We start from the raw sequence: 16,364 nt of genomic DNA, 5'->3' as shown, positions 1-16,364 counted from the left end.
CTGGCAAGCTCTTACACAAACATGATGTTAAGTAGATATGCGCATCTACGCATGCAATCTTCTTCAAGCAAAACACCGCAACTCACCTTTCGAACACAACGCAGAGTCCCAGCGACCAAACCCAGCCCAGACGGGAAGGGGCGGCCTTGACTTCGAGCGCGCTCTAAAACCTAGCGTGGAGCCATGACAGCAACTCTGATCACTGGAGCGAACAAAGGGCTCGGCTTCGAGACCGCCCGCCAACTCGTTGCGGCGGGTCACACCGTGTACCTCGGCAGCCGGGACGCCGAACGCGGTCACCGGGCCGCCGAGGAGTTGGGTGCGCGGGCAGTCCAACTCGATATCACCGACGACGCGTCCGTGGCGGCCGCGGTAGCGGCCATCGAGGCCGACGGCGGTCTGGATGTGCTGGTCAATAACGCCGGTATCCAGGAAGAGATGACCGACAGGAACAATGTGATCGGCGCCGCGGACGTGACCGCGGATCTGATGCGGAGAACATTCGACACGAACGTCTTCGGCACGGTGCGCGTCCTGCACGCCTTTCTGCCGCTGCTGCAGCGGTCCGCCGCGCCGGTAGTGGTCAATGTCAGCAGCGGTCTGGCCTCACTGACCAGGGTCGCGACTCCGGGCACACCGGCCTACGCCTACCCGGGGGTCGCATATGCGGCGTCGAAGACCGTGGTGAACATGCTCACCGTTCAGTACGCGAAGGCGTTCCCGAATATCCGGATCAATGCCGTGGAGCCCGGCTTCACGAAGACCGATCTCAATGGGAATTCGGGCACCCAGACGGTCGAGGAGGGTGCCGAGATCATCGTGCGCATGGCGCAGATCGGGCCCGACGGACCCACCGGCGGCTACTTCGATGCCGAAGGCGCGCTGCCCTGGTAGTCCGCATCGACCATGGCCGTCGCGACGATGTAGCCCTTGGGATCGCGCCAGGTCCGCCCGGGATGATGGGTGAACCAATCTTCGACGTCCTCGCGCAGATCGCGCAGAATCGCCTGCCGCCGTGGGTGATTCGGCGTGACGCCGTAGAACGTGAACAGCGCCTCGGCGAAGCGCACCAGCGGATCCGGGGTATCGAAGACGAGCGCATTATCGGATCGTCGGATCCGCACGTCGCCGAAGACCTCGGACATCATTTGCGGCAAAGTGTCGGAGTCGACGGTCGTGGTGACCGCATCGGCCACGCCGACGCCGTACGTCGCGGCGTGCGCGGCCACGAGTTCGGTGGTGCACGGATAGGTTCCGGGGTGATTGACGACCACGGCGACCGTTCCGCCGGGCTTGGTCGTGCGCCGGAATTCGGTGAGCGCGGCGACCGGATCGGCCATGTGGTAGAGCATGTGCCGCGCCGTGAGCGCATCGAAGCTGTTGTCGTCGAAGGGGATCCGGTCGGCGCTGCCGAATACACCGCGCACCCCGGGCACGGCGTTCGCCGCCGCCACCATGGCGGGTGAGGTGTCGATTCCGACCAGCGGACCCTGATGACCGCTGGTGGCCAGGTGGGCGAGGAAGCGCGCGTCGCCGCAGCCGATATCGGCGAGATGTTCGGTTCCGGTGAGCGCTAGCGCGGCGAGCACGTCCGCGCCCGGATCGTCGGGCCGTTCGGAGTAGCGCTCGTGCGTGTCGATGCGCACCCTCAGCGGTGTCGGATCGGCGTATTCGGCATCGAGGCGGTAGCTGCACATCGCGGTCGTCCTTCGGTCCAATGGCCGGTGGTTGACCAGGTCGCCAGGTCGGGCGATCGGGTCCGCGGGCTTTCCGGCGCAGAGCGTACCTCCCGAGGCGGCGCGTGGCGTCCCTTTCGCGGAGCCGTCGGTTCCGCTAGGAACCCTCCGACCGTCCAGCGGTGACGACGGGGAGCTTCGGAGTGACCGGATCGCTGATCGGTGTGGCCTCGACCTGGTCGCGCATGTCCTCGGTGCCCGGGCGTTCATCGTCCAGAATAGGTTCGCCGAGTCCGATTTTCTCCTGAAGTCGCTTCATCCACGCCGGTGCCCACCAACAATCGTCGCCCAGCAACTTCATGACGGCGGGCACGAGCAGCATGCGCAGCACCGTCGCGTCGATGAACAGCGCGGCGATCATGCCGTAGGCGATGTACTGCATCATCACCAGATCGGAGAATGCGAATGCCCCGGTCACGACGAGCAGGATCAGTGCGGCGGCGGTGATGATGCGTCCGGTGTGCGCGGTGCCGGTGTGGACCGCATCGGTGGTGCTCGCGCCCTTGGCGCGGGCCTCGACCATGCGGGAGAGCAGGAAGACCTCGTAGTCGGTGGAGAGGCCGTAGATGATCGCGATGATCAGCACGAGCACGTTGGACTGGATCGGCTGCGGGGTGAAGTCGAGCAGTCCGGCGGCGTGTCCGTCGACGAAGATCCAGGTCAGAATGCCCAGAGTCGAGCCGAGGCCCAGCGCGCTCATCAGGGCGGCCTTGATCGGTAGCACCAGCGAGCCGAAGGTGAGGAACATCAGCAGCGTCGTCACCAGCAGCACGAGCACGATCATTACCGGTATCCGGTAGAGCAGCGCGTCGATGCTGTCCTTCTGCATTGCCGGTATTCCGCCGACGAGCATGGTGACGCCCTCGGGTAGTTCCATCGAGCGCAGGTATTCGATGGTCTCGCCTGCCTCGTTGGGGTTCACCAACGTTGCCTTGGTGCGGTAGACGTTTTCCTGGGTCAAGGATTTGGAGGGCATGTCGAACCGGCTGGCCAGGCCGGGTGCGTGTGCGGCGGCGCGCCAGGCATCGCCGACGGGGCCGCTGGCATCGGCGACGAAGACCAGTTCGATGGGGTCGGATCGGCGCTGCGGGAAGAAGGTGTCGATCTGTTCCTGTGCGATGCGAGTCGGGTTGTCCGGTGGTAGATATCGCTCGCTGAAGCCGCCGAAGATGAGGTTCTTGACCGGGATGATCAACAGGAACAATCCGATGACCAGCGGAATCGCGACGGTGAGCGGTCGGCGCATCACCCAGCGGGTGGTCTTGCCCCAGAGACCGTCCTCGACCTGTTCGGCGGTCCTGAGTCTTCGAAATCGCTGGAAACCCAGCATATCCACGCGCGGACCGAGGATGGCCAGGCTGGCGGGCAGGATGGTGATGGCGGTGAACGCGGCAAGCAGGACGGTCGCGATGGCGCCGTAGGCCATGGATTTGAGGAAGCCCTGGGGGAACAGCAGCATGCCGCCGAGGCTCGCGATGATCATGGTCGCGGAGAACACGACGGTTCGGCCCGCGGTCATGACGGTGCGGCGCACCGCGACGCGAGTGTCGTAGCCCGCGCCCAGCTCCTCGCGGAATCGGCTCACGATGAACAGCCCGTAGTCGATCGCCAGGCCCAATCCGATCATCGAGAGCACCGAGGAGACAAAGGAATTCACCTCGGTGAAGCGCGTCAGGAACATGATGATGCCCGATGCGCCGATCACGGTGAGCCCGCCGACCATGAGCGGCAGCGCGGCGGCGACGAGGCCGCCGAAGATGAAGAACAGCAGCACCGCGACGGCGGGGATGGCGAGGACTTCCATTCGGTGGACATCGTCGGCCATGGTGTCGTTGAGCGTGCCCGCCACGGCTTGTAGCCCGCTGACCTGCACGTCGATACCCGGAATGGCGATGGCGTCCTTGACCTTGCGGAAGTTGCGCACGGAGTCGGTGTCGTTATCGCCCGCGATGGCGATGGCGGCCACCGCGTGCTTCTTGTCCTCGGTGGCCGCCTTCGCACCGCTGATCTTGGCATTCTCGACGCGCCAATAGGAGGCGTTGATTCCGGTGATCTCGCCGGGATACTTGTGCGGCAGGCTGTTCAGATTGTCGATGATCGGCTGGCTGAATTCCGGGTCGTCGACCGTCTTGCCGTCCGGCGCGGTGTAGAGCACGACGATGTCGAAGTCGTGATTGCGTCCGAAGGCGGCGTCGGCGAGGCGTGCCGCCTGTGCGGATTCCGAGGTCGGATCGTCCATACCGCCGGAGCTGAGATGGTCGTCCAGGCCGAAGCCGTATCCGCCGAGCGTGAGCAGCGCGCCCACCACGATCCCGATGACGGCGAAGCGCAGCCGGTATACGAGATCCCCCCACCGCGTGAACATCAGCGCGCTCCTTGCCGCAGGGAAAAACGTTGTGCTGCTTGCTCTGCCGCGCCGATCGCCAAGGGGCTGCATCCTTTCCGGGGGTGCACGCTCGATGTGCCTGTAATCAAAGGTGCAGGCCGGTGTGGAATGGCATTGTTTCAGAAATGATGTCCGATTGGGCGTGGATGTGACCTGGACTGCATTGACTGTCAAGGTGATTCGATTGCAGGGCGTGCGGCGTTGCGGCCTATGAACTGCGCTGTCGCCGTGGCGCGATCGTGAGTTCGGTCGGACCCAGAATCTTGCCGAGAGTCGCGGCGAGGGCGTGCAGTTCGTCGGCGTCGAGCTTGTCCGCGAAGGAATCTTGGACGCTCGCAAGGTAACTGGGCGCCGCCGCGTGTAGGCGTTCGCGGCCCGCGTCGGTGATGGCGACGAATGCGGATCGGCCGTCGTCCGGATTGGCTTCGCGCACAACCAGTCCCGCGGCCGCCATCTCGGTGACGAGCCTGCTGACTCGGGTGCGGCTGAGCACGACGCGTTCGCCGAGGTCGGTCATGCGCAGCGGTTCGACGCCGTCGAGTTCGAGGAGTACGTCGTACCAGGCGAGTGGGAGTCCGAAGCCGCGGCGCAGCTCGGCATCCAATCGAGGTACCAGGTTCGCGTGCACCCGCAGCAGTGCCGACCATGCGCTGCTCGCGGCCTGGCGATGCTTCTCCGATTGCGTCACGGACCGATTCTAACCACTTGCGTGCACCCGCACGCATATAATAGCGTGCGCACGCACATAAAAATTGTGCGTCGTCAGGAAGGAAATCTCATGACCACAGTCATCGCCCGTGCCGAGCTGGCCGCCGCGATCGAGGCCGGTTCGGTCACGGTCCTCGACACCCTCGGAGCGGGTTACTACGAGAAGGCGCATCTGCCGGGTGCGCTCACCCTGGTCGAAGCGGACGTGGAATCCCGTGCCGCCCAGCTGCTTCCGGACCAGCACGCGCCAATCGTGACCTACTGCTCCAATAACGCCTGCCAGAACAGCGAGATCGTCGCCGTGAAACTGCGCGCGCTCGGCTACACCAACGTCCGCGCCTACCGCGCGGGCATCCAGGATTGGACCGAGGCGGGCCTGCCGATCGAATCCGAATCCTGAGTCGGGATCGCGGTCGGGCGGTGCACCGCCCGACCGCGCACTGCTGTCGGCGTTGTTGCCGCATGCCGACTATCGCGTCTACGAAAACGCCAGGCATGTCCTCGATCTGACGCCTCGACAGCGATCGGCTGGCGTTGATAAGGACGTGAACCTGTCGGTGGGGCGGGCTACCGTGGGTTGATGACCACGCATCTCACGCACTGGGGAGTGTTCGAAGCGGAAAGCGATGGCGAGCGGTTGACCTCGGTGCGGCCGTGGCGCGGGGATCCGGAGCCGATGGCGTTGATCGAGAATGTCGCGTCGGCGCAGCATCATCCGACGCGGATCGATCAACCATATGTGCGGCAAGGGTGGTTGGAGCGGGGGCCCGGGGCAGTGGGTCGGGGCGATGAGCCGTTCGTGCCGGTGTCGTGGGAGACCGCGTTCGAGTTGTTGTCCGGTGAGTTGAGCCGGGTGTATCGCGAGCACGGCGCGGAGTCGGTATACGGCGGGTCGTACGGGTGGGCGAGTGCGGGGCGGTTTCATCACGCGCAGAGTCAGGTGCATCGGTTTCTGAACTGTCTCGGCGGTTATGTCCGGAGTGTGCACAGCTACAGCCTGGGAACCTCAGAGGTGTTGTTGCCGCATGTGATCGGCTCGGTGGGGCTGTTCGAGGGGCACGCGACCGCGAAGAGCGTGCTCGTCGAACATGCGGAGTTGGTGGTGGCCTTCGGGGGGTTGTCGCCGAAGAATTCCGCGGTATCGCCGGGGGGTGTTTCGCGGCACAACACGAAGAACTGGATCGGCGCGGCGCGGGCGCGCGGCTGCCGATTCATCTCGGTCAGCCCACTGCGCGATGACATTCCGGCCGAGGCCGAGGCCGAGTGGATCGCGCCGCGGCCGGGTAGCGATACGGCGCTGATGTTGGCGCTCGCGCAGGTGCTGGATGCGGATGGATTGGCGGACAAGGAGTTTCTGGACCGGTACACGGTCGGATACGAGCGGTTCATCGGCTATGTGCGCGGCGAGACCGATGGCGTCGTCAAGGATCCCGCGTGGGCGGCGTCGATCACCGGGGTGGCGGCCGAGCGAATCGCGTCGCTGGCGCGCGAGATGGCCGCGGCGCGCACGATGATCAATGTCAGCTGGTCGCTACAGCGCGCCGAGCACGGGGTTCAGCCACTGTGGCTCGGGGTGGTGCTGGCGGCGATGCTGGGCCAGATCGGGCTGCCCGGTGGCGGATTCGGGCACGGCTACGGGTCGAGCGCCCATGTCGGCGAGCCGGCGCGCGGGCATTCGGTGCCGCGGCTTCGGCAGGGCAGCAACGGTGTGGCATCCTTCATCCCGGTCGCCAGAATCGCCGATATGCTGCTGAATCCGGGGCAGAGCTTCGATTACAACGGCACGCGGTCGGTGTATCCGGACATCAAGTTGGTGTACTGGTGCGGCGGGAATCCCTTTCACCACCACCAGAATCTGGCCCGGCTGCACACGGCGTTCGCACGTCCGGAGACCGTGGTCGTGCACGATGCGTTCTGGACCGCCACCGCGCGGCACGCCGACTTCGTGCTACCGGCGACCATGAGCATCGAACGCGATGACTACGGAGCCGGGCAGAACGATCGCGAATTCTTTCCGATGAAGGCACTGACCCGACCACACGGTGCGTCCCGCGACGATTACGCGATCTTCAGTGAGTTGGCCGAACGTATCGGCGTCGGTAAGGAATTCACCGAGGGACGCACCGTTGACGAATGGTTGCGGCACCTGTACGAGGAATGGCGCGCCGGGATCAACGATCCGGCGGTGCCGGATTTCGATGAGTTCTGGGACAGCGAGTCGCTCGCGCTTGCGGTGCCCGATCCGCAGCAGGTGCTGCTGGCCGATTTCCGCGCGGATCCGGAGCGCTTCGCGCTGACCACGCCCAGCGGCAGGATCGAGATCTTCTCGGCGACGATCGACGGTTTCGGATACGCCGATTGCCCCGGACATCCGGTCTGGCTCGAGCCCGAGGAATGGCTCGGTGGTGCGAGGGCGGCGCGGTTCCCGCTGCAGCTCGTCGCGAATCAGCCGCGGACCAAACTGCACAGCCAACTCGATGTCGGCGCGCACAGCCGGTCGGTGAAGATCGCCGGACGTGAACCGGTGCGGCTGCATCCCGAGGATGCCGCGGCGCGAGGTCTGCGGGATGGGGATATCGTGCGGATCTTCAACGACCGGGGGAGCTGTCTGGCCGGTCTGGTCGTCGATGCCGCGGTCCGCCCGCAGGTCGCGCAGTTGTCCACCGGGGCCTGGTACGACCCGGATCCGGCCGATCCCACGTTCTGCCGACACGGCAACCCGAACGTGCTGACCGCGGACCGGCCGGCGTCCAGTCTGAGTCAGGGTTGCTCCGGGCAACTGGCGTTGGTCGAGATCGAGCCCTACCACGGTCCGCTGCCCGAGTTGGCCGTCGACCAGCCACCGGCCACGATTCCGACGGGAGCCCAACGGTTTACGTGACTCAGAGCACACACTGGGCAACCCTGCGGGTGAGGCTGGTCTCACCACGGGGTCCCGGCGGCTCTGCGCTACGCGATTTCTGTCAGGATTTTCGATTATGGTGTCGAATCCGCTGCCCGCGCTAGCTCGCCGGATCGCGCAGAAACGTTGGGTCATGCGCATGGCGCCGGCCGTGCTGCGGCTGGAGCGGTTGGTTCGGCGGGTCAGCCGTGGGCGGCGCGGGGTGCTCGATCTGGCGGGTTTGCCGTCGATCGAGATCACCGTCGCGGGACGCAAGACCGGAATTCCGCGTACCACGTCGCTGCTGTATGTCCCGCGCGGTGACGACTTCCTTATCGTCGGCTCCAATTGGGGCAGTCCGAAGCATCCGGTGTGGTCGGCCAACCTGCGGGCCGCGAGCACCGCGACCGCTCGGCTCAAGGGCGAGGCGTTCGAGGTTACCGTCAGCGAGGTGACGGGGGTGGATCGGAAACGCGCGTGGGATCTCGCCGTCGAGTTCTGGCCGGGCTATGAGATGGAGTACGAGCTGTCCGGCTGGCGGGCCTTCCGCATTTTCGAGCTGCGCCGCAGCTGAAGTACCGGTTGTCGGTCGCTCATCTGCGGTCGCTGCTCATCTGCGGTCGCAAGGCGGCGACTCACCGTATGTCGGGCGTCGCTGCACGTCGGCGGTTACTGCACGGCGGGCACAATCGGTGCCCCGTGATTCGGGGCCGGCGCGGGTGGGGTCAGGGCCGCGGCGGGTGAATTCGGCTTGGCGGGCGGGGGCGGCGCGGCCGGTGTCAGCATCGGCGGGCCCACTGGTGGGGCCACGATGACCCGGCTCGGCGTCTTGTCCGGCTCGGTGCAATCGGGATCGGCGGAGTTGTCGCAGGTGGTGGCGGGCACGATTGGCGCCGCGTGGCTGGCGGTGCTGGTCGCGGTCGCGCTGGTGGCCAGGATCGCGGCGGTCGCGACCAGCAGCGCACCGGCGCCTTGTCGCGTGCGCGATGCGATGGTGTCGGCGGACATGGCGATCACAACCAGATCGGGTCGCCGTACACCGCGACCGAATTGTCCGCGGTGTCGGTGGAGATGGTGGCGATTACATATGAGCGCAGACTGACCGGTCCCGCACAGGCATCGATTTTGATCTGCACCTGGTCGGTGGTGATCGAACCGTGCGGTCCGGCGAGGGCTTTGGTGCCGAATGGGATGGTGGTGATGGTGCCCGGTTTGAAGGTGGTGGACACGCTGGGCAATGCCGCGGCGCCGACCCCGACGCTCAGTCCCGGCGTCGGCGCGACCATCACATTGACGTTCGGTCCGACCGAGGCCGCCAGTCCGACCGAGATGCCGTTGGAAACATCGATCTGGCAACCGATTTGGTAGCCCAGCGTGAGCGTGCCGGAATTCACCGACGCACTGCCCGCACCGGTGATATCGGCGACCGCGCGCACGCTGACGAACCCTTCCCGGGTGAAGGCGGTGTCCGCGAGATTGGGCACTCGATCGAGGTTCTCAGCGGATTTCGTGACCGTCAGCTGCCAACCGTCCTCGGTGGTGACCGTTCGGGACTGATCCGGCAGCGCGTCCGCCGAAGCCGATTGTGCCGGAACGATACTCAGCACACCCGCGGCCAGCAGGCATAGCGGGACGGCGGTCGAGCTATTCATATTGTCGATCTCCTCATTCACGTTGCAGTCGAACGATATCCGACGCCGTGGAACCACCGTTGACAGGTCGGTTGTCCAAAACGGTCCGTGGTTGGTATGGCAGCGCGCAGAATCCGGATATGCGATTCCATGCCTTCACCGACGATGTGCTCGCCGACCACGACGCAGTGACCATCGCGGAATTGGTGCGTCGACGGGAGATCAGCGCCGGCGAGGTCGCCGAGGCGGCGCGGGCGCGGGCCGCGCACGTCGATCCGACATTGCGCGCCATCGTGGTCTCGGCAAAATCCGCGCTGGTGGCGGGCGATCCGGATGCGCCGCTGTTCGGTGTGCCGACCTATGTCAAGGACAACACCGATGTGCGGGGGCTGCCGACCAATCACGGTACCGCGGCGTTCGTCGCACGGCCCTGCGCCGAGGACGGGCCGTATGCGAAACAGCTTATGAGCACCGGAATGACGGTGCTGGGCAAGAGTCGGCTGCCGGAGTTCGGTTTGAATGCGAGCACCGAATTCGTGGCGGCCGAACCGACGCGGAATCCGTGGCATACCGGCTATTCGTCGGGTGCGTCATCGGGTGGTGCGGCCGCGTTGGTGGCCGCGGGTGTGGTGCCGATCGCGCACGGCAACGACGGCGGCGGGTCGATCCGCATTCCCGCCGCATGTTGCGGCGTGGTCGGTTTGAAGCCGAGCCGTGGTCGCCATATCGATGGCCCGCAGGCACGGTCGATGCCGATCAATCTGATTTCCGAAGGTGTGCTCACCCGATCCGTGCGCGATACCGCGACCTATTTCGCGGCCGCCGAACGCCATTGGCACAATCCGAACCTGCCGCCGATCGGTTTGGTGGAGGGTCCGGCGCGTCGGCGGCTGCGGATCGGCGTCATCACCGATTCGATCACCGGCGCCGAAACCTGCCCGCAGACCCGTGCTGTGCTCGACGACACCGTCGCGCTGCTGGAGAAGCTGGGCCATGAGGTGCGGCCGGTCTCGCTGCCGGTCGGGCGGGGCTTCGTCGACGACTTCGCCACCTACTGGGGGTTATTGGCGTTCTTCATCGCGGTGGGCGGGAGGTTCGGGATCGATCCGCGGTTCCGGCCGAGTGGACTGGATGTGTTCACTCGCGGCCTCGGCGCTTTGTATCGGAAGTCCATGGCGCGCACCCCGGCGGTCCTCTATCGCCTGGCGCGGGTGCGCCGCGCCTACGCCGAGATGTCGCGCGACAACGAAGTGGTCCTGTCGCCGGTCCTGGTGCACACCACCCCGCAGCTGGGCTATCTGAACCCGACCGTCCCGTTCGACGAGCTCTTCGCGCGTCTGATGTCATGGGTCGCATTCACTCCGTTGAATAATGTCGCAGGCACACCGGCGATCTCGCTTCCCATGGGCGTCTCGCACGATGGCCTCCCGATCGGCATGCAATTCGCCGCCGCCCACGGCGACGAACGCACGCTGCTCGAAATCGCCTTCGCCCTGGAAGCCGAACGGCCGTGGCACCGAATCCAGGACTGAATTCGCCTGGACTACACCGGAATCGAGAGCCAATCCTCGCCGAACGGCCCATCGCGACGCTCGACAGTCGTCGGCGAGGCCCGGCAGCGGGCGGCACCGTTCGCGGCCACTGGGGCAGACGGTTGTCTACGGGTCTTGGGTGACGGTGCGGACGACGGCTTCGAGCGCGTCGGCGGTTCGATCGAGGGGGTCGGTGCTGCGCTGTGCTCGGCACATCGCGACCGTGCCCTCGATCGCGGCGACGATCAGGGTGGCGGTCTGTGCGGCGGCGGTGTCGCTTGCGCCGTGGGTGCGCAGCGATTCGGCCAGCAACTCGGTCCAATGGTCGAAGGCGGCGGCGGCCGCGCGGTGTGGTTCGTCGTCGGTGCCGGGCTGATCTTCCACCGAGACCGCCAGCACCGGGCACCCGGCCCGGAAGTCGCTGTCCACCACGACTTTCCGCCACATATCCACGAACGCTCGCAGCCCGGCGACCGGCCCGGCGGGTAGCTCCTTGGCCAATTTGCGTGCGGCCAGGGCGTCGGCGAAGCGGACCGCCTCGGCGGCCAGCTGGGATTTGCCGCCGGGGAAGTAGTGGTAGGAAGGCGCTGGCGGCGGGACAGCGCGGCTGATGCGGGAACTGCAATTGGTCCGCGCCCGCCGGCTCGAGTGGCGCGAGCGCCCCGAGCCGGGTCTGATCGAACCGGGGGATGCGATCGTGCGCCCGTTCGTCGCGGGCCGCTGCGACGGTGACACCCTGCCCATTCATCGCCACGTCTCGCGCGCCATGCAGATCGGCATCCGCGCCGGACTGATCGACCCCGTCGTCGCGAGCATCTGCGGAGCGGTTCCGTTCCAAGGGCCGTTCGGCATCGGCCACGAATGCATCGCCGAGGTCATCGAAATCGGCCCGGAAGTCGCCGACCTCGCACCCGGTGACTTCGTGGTGGTGCCGTGGGCGGTGTCGTGCGGAGACTGCCGCGAATGCCGCCGCGGCCTCACCGCCAAATGCGCCACCACCCGCACAAACACCTTGGCCGCATTCGGATTCGGGCCCGCGAGCGGTCCGTGGGGCGGCATGGTCGCCGACCGACTGCGCATCCCGTATGCCGACCACATGCTGGTGCGCCTGCCCGACGGGCTGGATCCGCTGCGGGTCGCCGCCGCTGCCAACGATAACCTCGCCGATGCCTGGCGCTGCATCGTGCCGCCGCTGGCCGAACGGCCCGGCGGGTCGGTGCTCGTCCTCGGTGGGGCGGCCCAGAGCCTCGGGCTCTACGCCGCCGGTCTGGCGGTCGCGCACGGCGCCGAGATCGTCGATTACGTCGATCACCGACCCGAACGCCTCGCGATCGCCGAAAAGCTCGGCGCCCGAGCGCATCCGGTCAAGAAAGGCAGACTCCGCCGTGCGGATCTGCCGCCGCGCCGCTACGACATCGTCGTGGAAGGAACCTCCACCGCCGCCGGTGTCGACGCCGGACTACGCGCACTGCAACCGGGCGGGACCTGCTCGCCGGTCGGCTACTACCTGCCACCCAGGACGAAGGTGCCGCTGATGCATATGTACGCCAACGACGCGACATTGAAAATCGGTGTCTCCCACGTGCGTCCGGTCCTGCTGGACTTCATCGCCCGCACCGGTTTCCCCGCCGAGCAAGTCACCACCTTGCTGGCCGACTGGGACGACGCCCCCGACGCCTACCGGGCACACACGACGAAACTTGTCCTGCACCGGCAACCGCTCGGCGTACGCTGACCACAGCCCTAGGAGCGCGCCATGTCGGGATGCGGCCACGGGCGTCGCGCGTGTGTCGTAATCCCGAAGGCGTATCGGCCCATGTCGTGACGCTGCTTCACGTTGTCCTAGCGTGTCGGGTCGGCCCCTGAGCGTGCCCGCCCCGGTTCAGCGGGTTTGCAGGATGATCTTGCCGGTGACGCGGCGCTCGTCGAGGTCCCGCAGGGCCAGGGCGGCCTTGTCGAGGGGGTAGGTGCCGCCGATCACGGTGGCCAAGGCCGCGGATTCGATATGGGGCAGCAGCCGATCCCATTGGGTGGCCAGGTAATCCGGTCGCAGCCACCAGTCAAATGTTACAGGTCATGCGACCCGTAACGCTAGAGTGGTTCCCGATGAGCACCACGCGCCGCGTCAGGCAGACCCAGAGCGAACGCCGCGCCCACACCAGGGCCGCACTGATCGCCGCCGCCCTCGACTGCCTGGCCGAGGAAGGCTACGCCGCGACGACCACCCGCCGCGTCGCCGAACGCGCGCACTCCTCCCTCGGCGCCATCGCACACCACTTCCCAACCCGCATGGACCTGATCACCGCCACACTCGACGAGACCGGCCAGCGATCTGTCGCAGAGTTCGACACCCACCTCGACACGCTGCGCCGCACCGGCAACCTCACCACCGCCGCCATCCTCGACGTCATCTGGGCAAGCTTCCACAACCGGCTGTTCACCGTCTGGCTGCGCGTATGGACCGCCGCCGGGGAAGACCGCGACCTCTACAACCGCCTGATCGCGGTGGAACAACGCCTCAGCAAAGCCATCGCCGACCTGGTCGCAGAAGCCGCACCCGCAGACCTTCCCCACTCCGAATGGAATCGCCGCCTCACCCTCGCCCTCGACACCATCCGCGGCCTCGCACTCCGCCTCAGCCTCACCCCCCGCAACCCCAACGAACCCGTCGCCGACCCCTGGCCCGCTACCCGCACCGAACTCATCACCCTCATCGACCGGCGCTGACCCAGCCGCGGGCCTGCTGCTCGCCGGAGTGCGGCTCGACCATTTCTGGTGGGGCTCGGTCTTTCTCGATCGAATTCATGGCGGTCGGTACGACCTGCCGGTCGGTGACGGCGGCGGGCGCTGAGGTGACCGCGGTGAGGGCGTTGTCGAGGCTGGTGCGGTAGTGGTGCCGGAAAGTCCGTTGTCGAGAACAACCGAGCGTCTGGCTGTGTCACGAGTGCGGGGTGCCACAGCTACTGTCGCAGTACGGAATCGGGGAGCCTTTGAAGGTTTCGCCCCACTGTCCTGCCGATATTGCGGTGAAGTTCCAACCGAAGGTTCAACGATACTGTTCATGCCATGAATGCGGCTGACGAGAATCTGGTTATCGAACTCAGCATGGCCGAATTGCGTGCGGTCACAAGCTATGCCGTGGCCTGCGCTGAGCCTGTTCTGGCGATCTTCGAGCGTGACTGTCCCGATGACCCGCGTCCCCGGGCCGTGCTCGAGGAGGCGCGCAGGTTCGCCGCTGGGGGCAAGCGAACGAAAGCCCTACGCGTGACCGCATTGGAGGCGCATAGGGCCGCACGAGCAGCCGGGGAAATGGAATATGCGGCCGCGGCCGACGCGGCGCGCGCCGCCGGTAACGCGGGAGCAGCCGCGTACCTGCACCCGCTGGCAAAGGCGACCCAGGGCGGACACATCCTCATGTCGGGCGCCCACGCTGCGCGAGCACTCGAACTCGATGCCGGCGACGACCGCGACGTCGGCGCCGGCTATATCGAGAAGGCAACGGGTCTGGCCAGCTCCACCGTGGTCAGCGTCCTGACGCGTTACCCGAACGCCCCGAGTGGCCGCGGCCGGGTGGGAGAGCTATGGCGGGAATTGGACGCATCATTGCGACGGTCGGCGGCCGATGTCGACCGGTAACGCAGCGGTAGCGGAATCGTGCAGTATTCGGTCCTGGCTCGGTATAAGAGGCCTCGCCGGTGTCGTCCACCAGAGTGGCCTCTTGAACTCGAGTGCGCAGGCGTCGGCGTTGGCCGGGGCACCGACGCCGACGCACTGCTCTGATTCGGTGCGCGCACTACGGCGCCTGGAAGCCGCCGATCTTCTGCTCGAGCAGTTCGGCCAGCCGCAGCGGGGTGCGGTCCTCGAACATCGGACCGATGAGCTGCACTCCCACCGGCAGGCCCTCGGGGGACCGGCCCGCCGGTATGGCGGTGGCGGGCAGGCCGGGCATGGTCGCCATACCGGCCCAGACGAGCTGGTCGAAGTACGGGTACTCGACACCGTCGATATCGATGTACCGGTTCTCCAGACCTCCGTCGTGGTTGTGCGGGAAGGCGGGAGTGGGCGTGATGGGGCACACCACGGCATCGAACTCGGCGAAGAGTTGCCGCCAGCCGTGGCGGTGGAGTTCGCGACGGTTGTTCGCCTCGACCCAGTCGCGGTGGCTGAGCACCATGCCGCGCAGCCGCGCCGCATCCAGACTCCGGTCGTCCGCGCTCAGGGCCGCGGCACGGGTCTGCAGCTGTTCGTACACGTCGACGGAAAGACTTGTGGCGGCGTTCGACAGCATCAGCAGCATGTAGAGCGTCGCCGCTTCGGTCGGATCGGGCAGCAGCGGACTGTGCCGTTCGACGCGGGCGCCCTCGTCGGCGAGCGCCTCGGCGACCCGGTTCACGCCCGCCCGCACCGCCGATCCGGTCGGAATGAGCGGATGGTCCTCGATGATCAGGACACGGAAGTCGGCCGGCCGCTCATGGCGCGGGGGCGGCAGTGCGACGTCGTAGGCGACGCCGTGGGTCAGGGGGTCCGGTCCGGCCATCACGTCGAGCAGCAGCGCGAGGTCGCGGGCGGTGCGCGCCATCGGACCGACAACAGCGAGGTCGAGCTCGATCGGCAATGCCGGCGCGGGCGGCGCGACCATGCCGCGGGTCGGCACCAGACCGAGTGTCGGCTTGTGCGCGTAGATGCCGCAGAAATGCGCGGGGGTGCGCAGCGAACCGGCGAGGTCGGAGCCGATGGACAGCGCGCCGAATCCGGACGCCAGGGCCGCCGCCGAACCGCCGGATGACCCACCCGACGTGCGTCCGTGATCCCACGGATTGTTGGTGGTGCCGTAGATCTCGTTGAAGCTCTGGATATCTCGCAGCATCAACGGCACATTGGTCTTACCGAGCAGCACCGCGCCGGCGGCCTTCAGTCGCGACACCTGTACCGCGTCCTCGGTCGGTACGTAGTTCGCGTGTTGCGGCATGCCCCAGGTCGTGGGCAGCCCGGCGATGTCGTAGGACTCTTTGACCGTCACCGGAATGCCGAGCAGCGGCCGATCCTCGCCGCGGGCGCGCGCCTGGTCGGCGCGGCGCGCGGCGTCCCGCGCACGATCGAAGTCAGGTACACAGATCGCGTTGATCACCTTGTCGTCGCGCTCGATACGCGCGATCGCCTCGTCGGTCAGTTCCACCGAGGTCACCGCACCGACACGCAAGGCAGCCGCGATTTCTTCGGCCGACTGAAAATTCCACTCCATGAATCCGACGCTATTGGTCTGCCACAGCGGACATAAAATGCCGCTTTGCGCAAACGGGAAAGTCGAACGGGTGACGTTCAGTGCAAATTTACGCACTCGTTCTGTCATATCCCAGGTCACGGTGTCGGCAGAGCCGACTCGACCGGCGCAGGCCATGAAATGCCGTTTCGCACAACGGGATAGATGTCACTATGGCTACCGTGTTCCGCTCCGGCCGCAGACTGTTCGGCCGACCGCTGGTCATGGCG

The 16,364-nt window shown here is 66.5% G+C and carries 15 protein-coding genes and 1 pseudogene; 8 read left to right on the top strand and 8 right to left on the bottom strand.

Annotated features, from left to right (window positions below):
* Window positions 1-183 precede the first annotated feature (183 nt).
* Window positions 184-894: an SDR family NAD(P)-dependent oxidoreductase gene (locus ACHQ4I_RS26915; RefSeq protein WP_420774632.1), complete on the top strand. Its 711-nt coding sequence runs from the start codon at window positions 184-186 to the stop codon at window positions 892-894.
* Here ACHQ4I_RS26915 and ACHQ4I_RS26910 read toward each other — a convergent pair.
* The 3 genes and pseudogenes from ACHQ4I_RS26910 to ACHQ4I_RS26900 all read right to left on the bottom strand — a co-directional run bounded on the left by ACHQ4I_RS26910 (window position 861) and on the right by ACHQ4I_RS26900 (window position 4,810).
* Window positions 861-1,697 (bottom strand): class I SAM-dependent methyltransferase, encoded by an 837-nt coding sequence (locus ACHQ4I_RS26910; protein WP_420774631.1) that lies wholly within the window; start codon window positions 1,695-1,697, stop codon window positions 861-863. The genes ACHQ4I_RS26915 and ACHQ4I_RS26910 overlap by 34 nt on opposite strands.
* Window positions 1,649-4,101: pseudogene (locus ACHQ4I_RS26905) on the bottom strand (MMPL family transporter). Before ACHQ4I_RS26905 ends, ACHQ4I_RS26910 begins: the two are co-directional and overlap by 49 nt.
* A gap of 229 nt (window positions 4,102-4,330) precedes the next feature.
* The gene (locus ACHQ4I_RS26900) at window positions 4,331-4,810 is read right to left on the bottom strand and encodes a MarR family winged helix-turn-helix transcriptional regulator (RefSeq protein WP_420774630.1); all 480 of its coding nucleotides are present in this window, start codon (window positions 4,808-4,810) and stop codon (window positions 4,331-4,333) included.
* A gap of 90 nt (window positions 4,811-4,900) precedes the next feature.
* On the opposite strand from ACHQ4I_RS26900, the gene ACHQ4I_RS26895 reads away from it, so the two are divergent.
* The 3 genes from ACHQ4I_RS26895 to ACHQ4I_RS26885 all read left to right on the top strand — a co-directional run bounded on the left by ACHQ4I_RS26895 (window position 4,901) and on the right by ACHQ4I_RS26885 (window position 8,285).
* Window positions 4,901-5,230, top strand: coding sequence for a rhodanese-like domain-containing protein (locus ACHQ4I_RS26895; RefSeq protein WP_420774629.1), 330 nt, complete (start codon window positions 4,901-4,903; stop codon window positions 5,228-5,230).
* A 180-nt stretch (window positions 5,231-5,410) separates the two neighbouring features.
* Window positions 5,411-7,711 carry a molybdopterin-dependent oxidoreductase gene (locus tag ACHQ4I_RS26890; protein ID WP_420774628.1) on the top strand — a complete coding sequence of 767 codons (2,301 nt, stop codon included), beginning with the start codon at window positions 5,411-5,413 and terminating at the stop codon, window positions 7,709-7,711.
* Window positions 7,712-7,865: 154 nt separating this feature from the next.
* Window positions 7,866-8,285, top strand: coding sequence for a nitroreductase family deazaflavin-dependent oxidoreductase (locus tag ACHQ4I_RS26885; protein ID WP_420774627.1), 420 nt, complete (start codon window positions 7,866-7,868; stop codon window positions 8,283-8,285).
* A gap of 95 nt (window positions 8,286-8,380) precedes the next feature.
* Here ACHQ4I_RS26885 and ACHQ4I_RS26880 read toward each other — a convergent pair whose 3' ends face one another.
* Together ACHQ4I_RS26880 and ACHQ4I_RS26875 are read right to left on the bottom strand one after the other, a co-directional pair.
* Window positions 8,381-8,719: a hypothetical protein gene (locus ACHQ4I_RS26880; RefSeq protein WP_420774626.1), complete on the bottom strand. Its 339-nt coding sequence runs from the start codon at window positions 8,717-8,719 to the stop codon at window positions 8,381-8,383.
* A 5-nt stretch (window positions 8,720-8,724) separates the two neighbouring features.
* Window positions 8,725-9,363 (bottom strand): MspA family porin, encoded by a 639-nt coding sequence (locus ACHQ4I_RS26875; RefSeq protein WP_420774625.1) that lies wholly within the window; start codon window positions 9,361-9,363, stop codon window positions 8,725-8,727.
* 119 nt (window positions 9,364-9,482) lie between these two features.
* Between ACHQ4I_RS26875 and ACHQ4I_RS26870 the strand changes: the two genes are divergently transcribed.
* Window positions 9,483-10,874, top strand: a complete 1,392-nt coding sequence (locus ACHQ4I_RS26870; protein ID WP_420774624.1) for an amidase — start codon at window positions 9,483-9,485, stop codon at window positions 10,872-10,874.
* Between the two features lie 126 nt (window positions 10,875-11,000).
* On the opposite strand, the gene ACHQ4I_RS26865 is transcribed toward ACHQ4I_RS26870, so the two are convergent.
* Window positions 11,001-11,375, bottom strand: a complete 375-nt coding sequence (locus tag ACHQ4I_RS26865) for an LmrA/YxaF family transcription factor (protein ID WP_420774623.1) — start codon at window positions 11,373-11,375, stop codon at window positions 11,001-11,003.
* 109 nt (window positions 11,376-11,484) lie between these two features.
* Here ACHQ4I_RS26865 and ACHQ4I_RS26860 point away from each other — a divergent pair, with 109 nt between their 5' ends.
* Window positions 11,485-12,609: a zinc-dependent alcohol dehydrogenase gene (locus ACHQ4I_RS26860; protein WP_420774622.1), complete on the top strand. Its 1,125-nt coding sequence runs from the start codon at window positions 11,485-11,487 to the stop codon at window positions 12,607-12,609.
* A gap of 147 nt (window positions 12,610-12,756) precedes the next feature.
* Here ACHQ4I_RS26860 and ACHQ4I_RS26855 read toward each other — a convergent pair whose 3' ends face one another.
* Entirely contained in the window at window positions 12,757-12,912 is a 156-nt protein-coding gene (locus ACHQ4I_RS26855; protein WP_420774956.1) for a zinc-binding dehydrogenase, read from the bottom strand.
* Window positions 12,913-12,980: 68 nt separating this feature from the next.
* Between ACHQ4I_RS26855 and ACHQ4I_RS26850 the strand changes: the two genes are divergently transcribed.
* Window positions 12,981-13,601 carry a TetR/AcrR family transcriptional regulator gene (locus ACHQ4I_RS26850; protein ID WP_420774621.1) on the top strand — a complete coding sequence of 207 codons (621 nt, stop codon included), beginning with the start codon at window positions 12,981-12,983 and terminating at the stop codon, window positions 13,599-13,601.
* Between the two features lie 339 nt (window positions 13,602-13,940).
* Complete coding sequence (locus ACHQ4I_RS26845) at window positions 13,941-14,510, top strand: putative immunity protein (RefSeq protein ID WP_420774620.1); 570 nt, start codon at window positions 13,941-13,943, stop codon at window positions 14,508-14,510.
* A 157-nt stretch (window positions 14,511-14,667) separates the two neighbouring features.
* Here the strand turns inward: ACHQ4I_RS26845 and ACHQ4I_RS26840 are convergent, their stop codons facing one another.
* On the bottom strand, window positions 14,668-16,212 hold the full coding sequence (locus ACHQ4I_RS26840) for an amidase (RefSeq protein WP_420774619.1): 1,545 nt from the start codon (window positions 16,210-16,212) through the stop codon (window positions 14,668-14,670).
* Window positions 16,213-16,364: the final 152 nt, after the last annotated feature.

It is taken from the genome of Nocardia nepalensis, assembly GCF_048910785.1.
In the GTDB taxonomy this organism is placed as follows: Bacteria; Actinomycetota; Actinomycetes; order Mycobacteriales; family Mycobacteriaceae; genus Nocardia; species Nocardia nepalensis.
Note: the sequence above shows the minus strand (reverse complement) of the source record. Positions and strands in the feature narration are given on the sequence as shown.

Excerpts from the sequence above, each read along its gene's own strand:
- ACHQ4I_RS26915 (WP_420774632.1), top strand. The coding sequence starts at position 184 with ATGACAGCAACTCTGATCACTGGAGCGAACAAAGGGCTCGGCTTCGAG.
- ACHQ4I_RS26910 (WP_420774631.1), bottom strand. The coding sequence starts at position 1,697 with ATGTGCAGCTACCGCCTCGATGCCGAATACGCCGATCCGACACCGCTG.
- ACHQ4I_RS26895 (WP_420774629.1), top strand. The coding sequence starts at position 4,901 with ATGACCACAGTCATCGCCCGTGCCGAGCTGGCCGCCGCGATCGAGGCC.
- ACHQ4I_RS26890 (WP_420774628.1), top strand. The coding sequence starts at position 5,411 with ATGACCACGCATCTCACGCACTGGGGAGTGTTCGAAGCGGAAAGCGAT.
- ACHQ4I_RS26885 (WP_420774627.1), top strand. The coding sequence starts at position 7,866 with ATGCGCATGGCGCCGGCCGTGCTGCGGCTGGAGCGGTTGGTTCGGCGG.
- ACHQ4I_RS26880 (WP_420774626.1), bottom strand. The coding sequence starts at position 8,719 with ATGTCCGCCGACACCATCGCATCGCGCACGCGACAAGGCGCCGGTGCG.
- ACHQ4I_RS26875 (WP_420774625.1), bottom strand. The coding sequence starts at position 9,363 with ATGAATAGCTCGACCGCCGTCCCGCTATGCCTGCTGGCCGCGGGTGTG.
- ACHQ4I_RS26870 (WP_420774624.1), top strand. The coding sequence starts at position 9,483 with ATGCGATTCCATGCCTTCACCGACGATGTGCTCGCCGACCACGACGCA.
- ACHQ4I_RS26860 (WP_420774622.1), top strand. The coding sequence starts at position 11,485 with ATGCGGGAACTGCAATTGGTCCGCGCCCGCCGGCTCGAGTGGCGCGAG.
- ACHQ4I_RS26850 (WP_420774621.1), top strand. The coding sequence starts at position 12,981 with ATGAGCACCACGCGCCGCGTCAGGCAGACCCAGAGCGAACGCCGCGCC.
- ACHQ4I_RS26845 (WP_420774620.1), top strand. The coding sequence starts at position 13,941 with ATGAATGCGGCTGACGAGAATCTGGTTATCGAACTCAGCATGGCCGAA.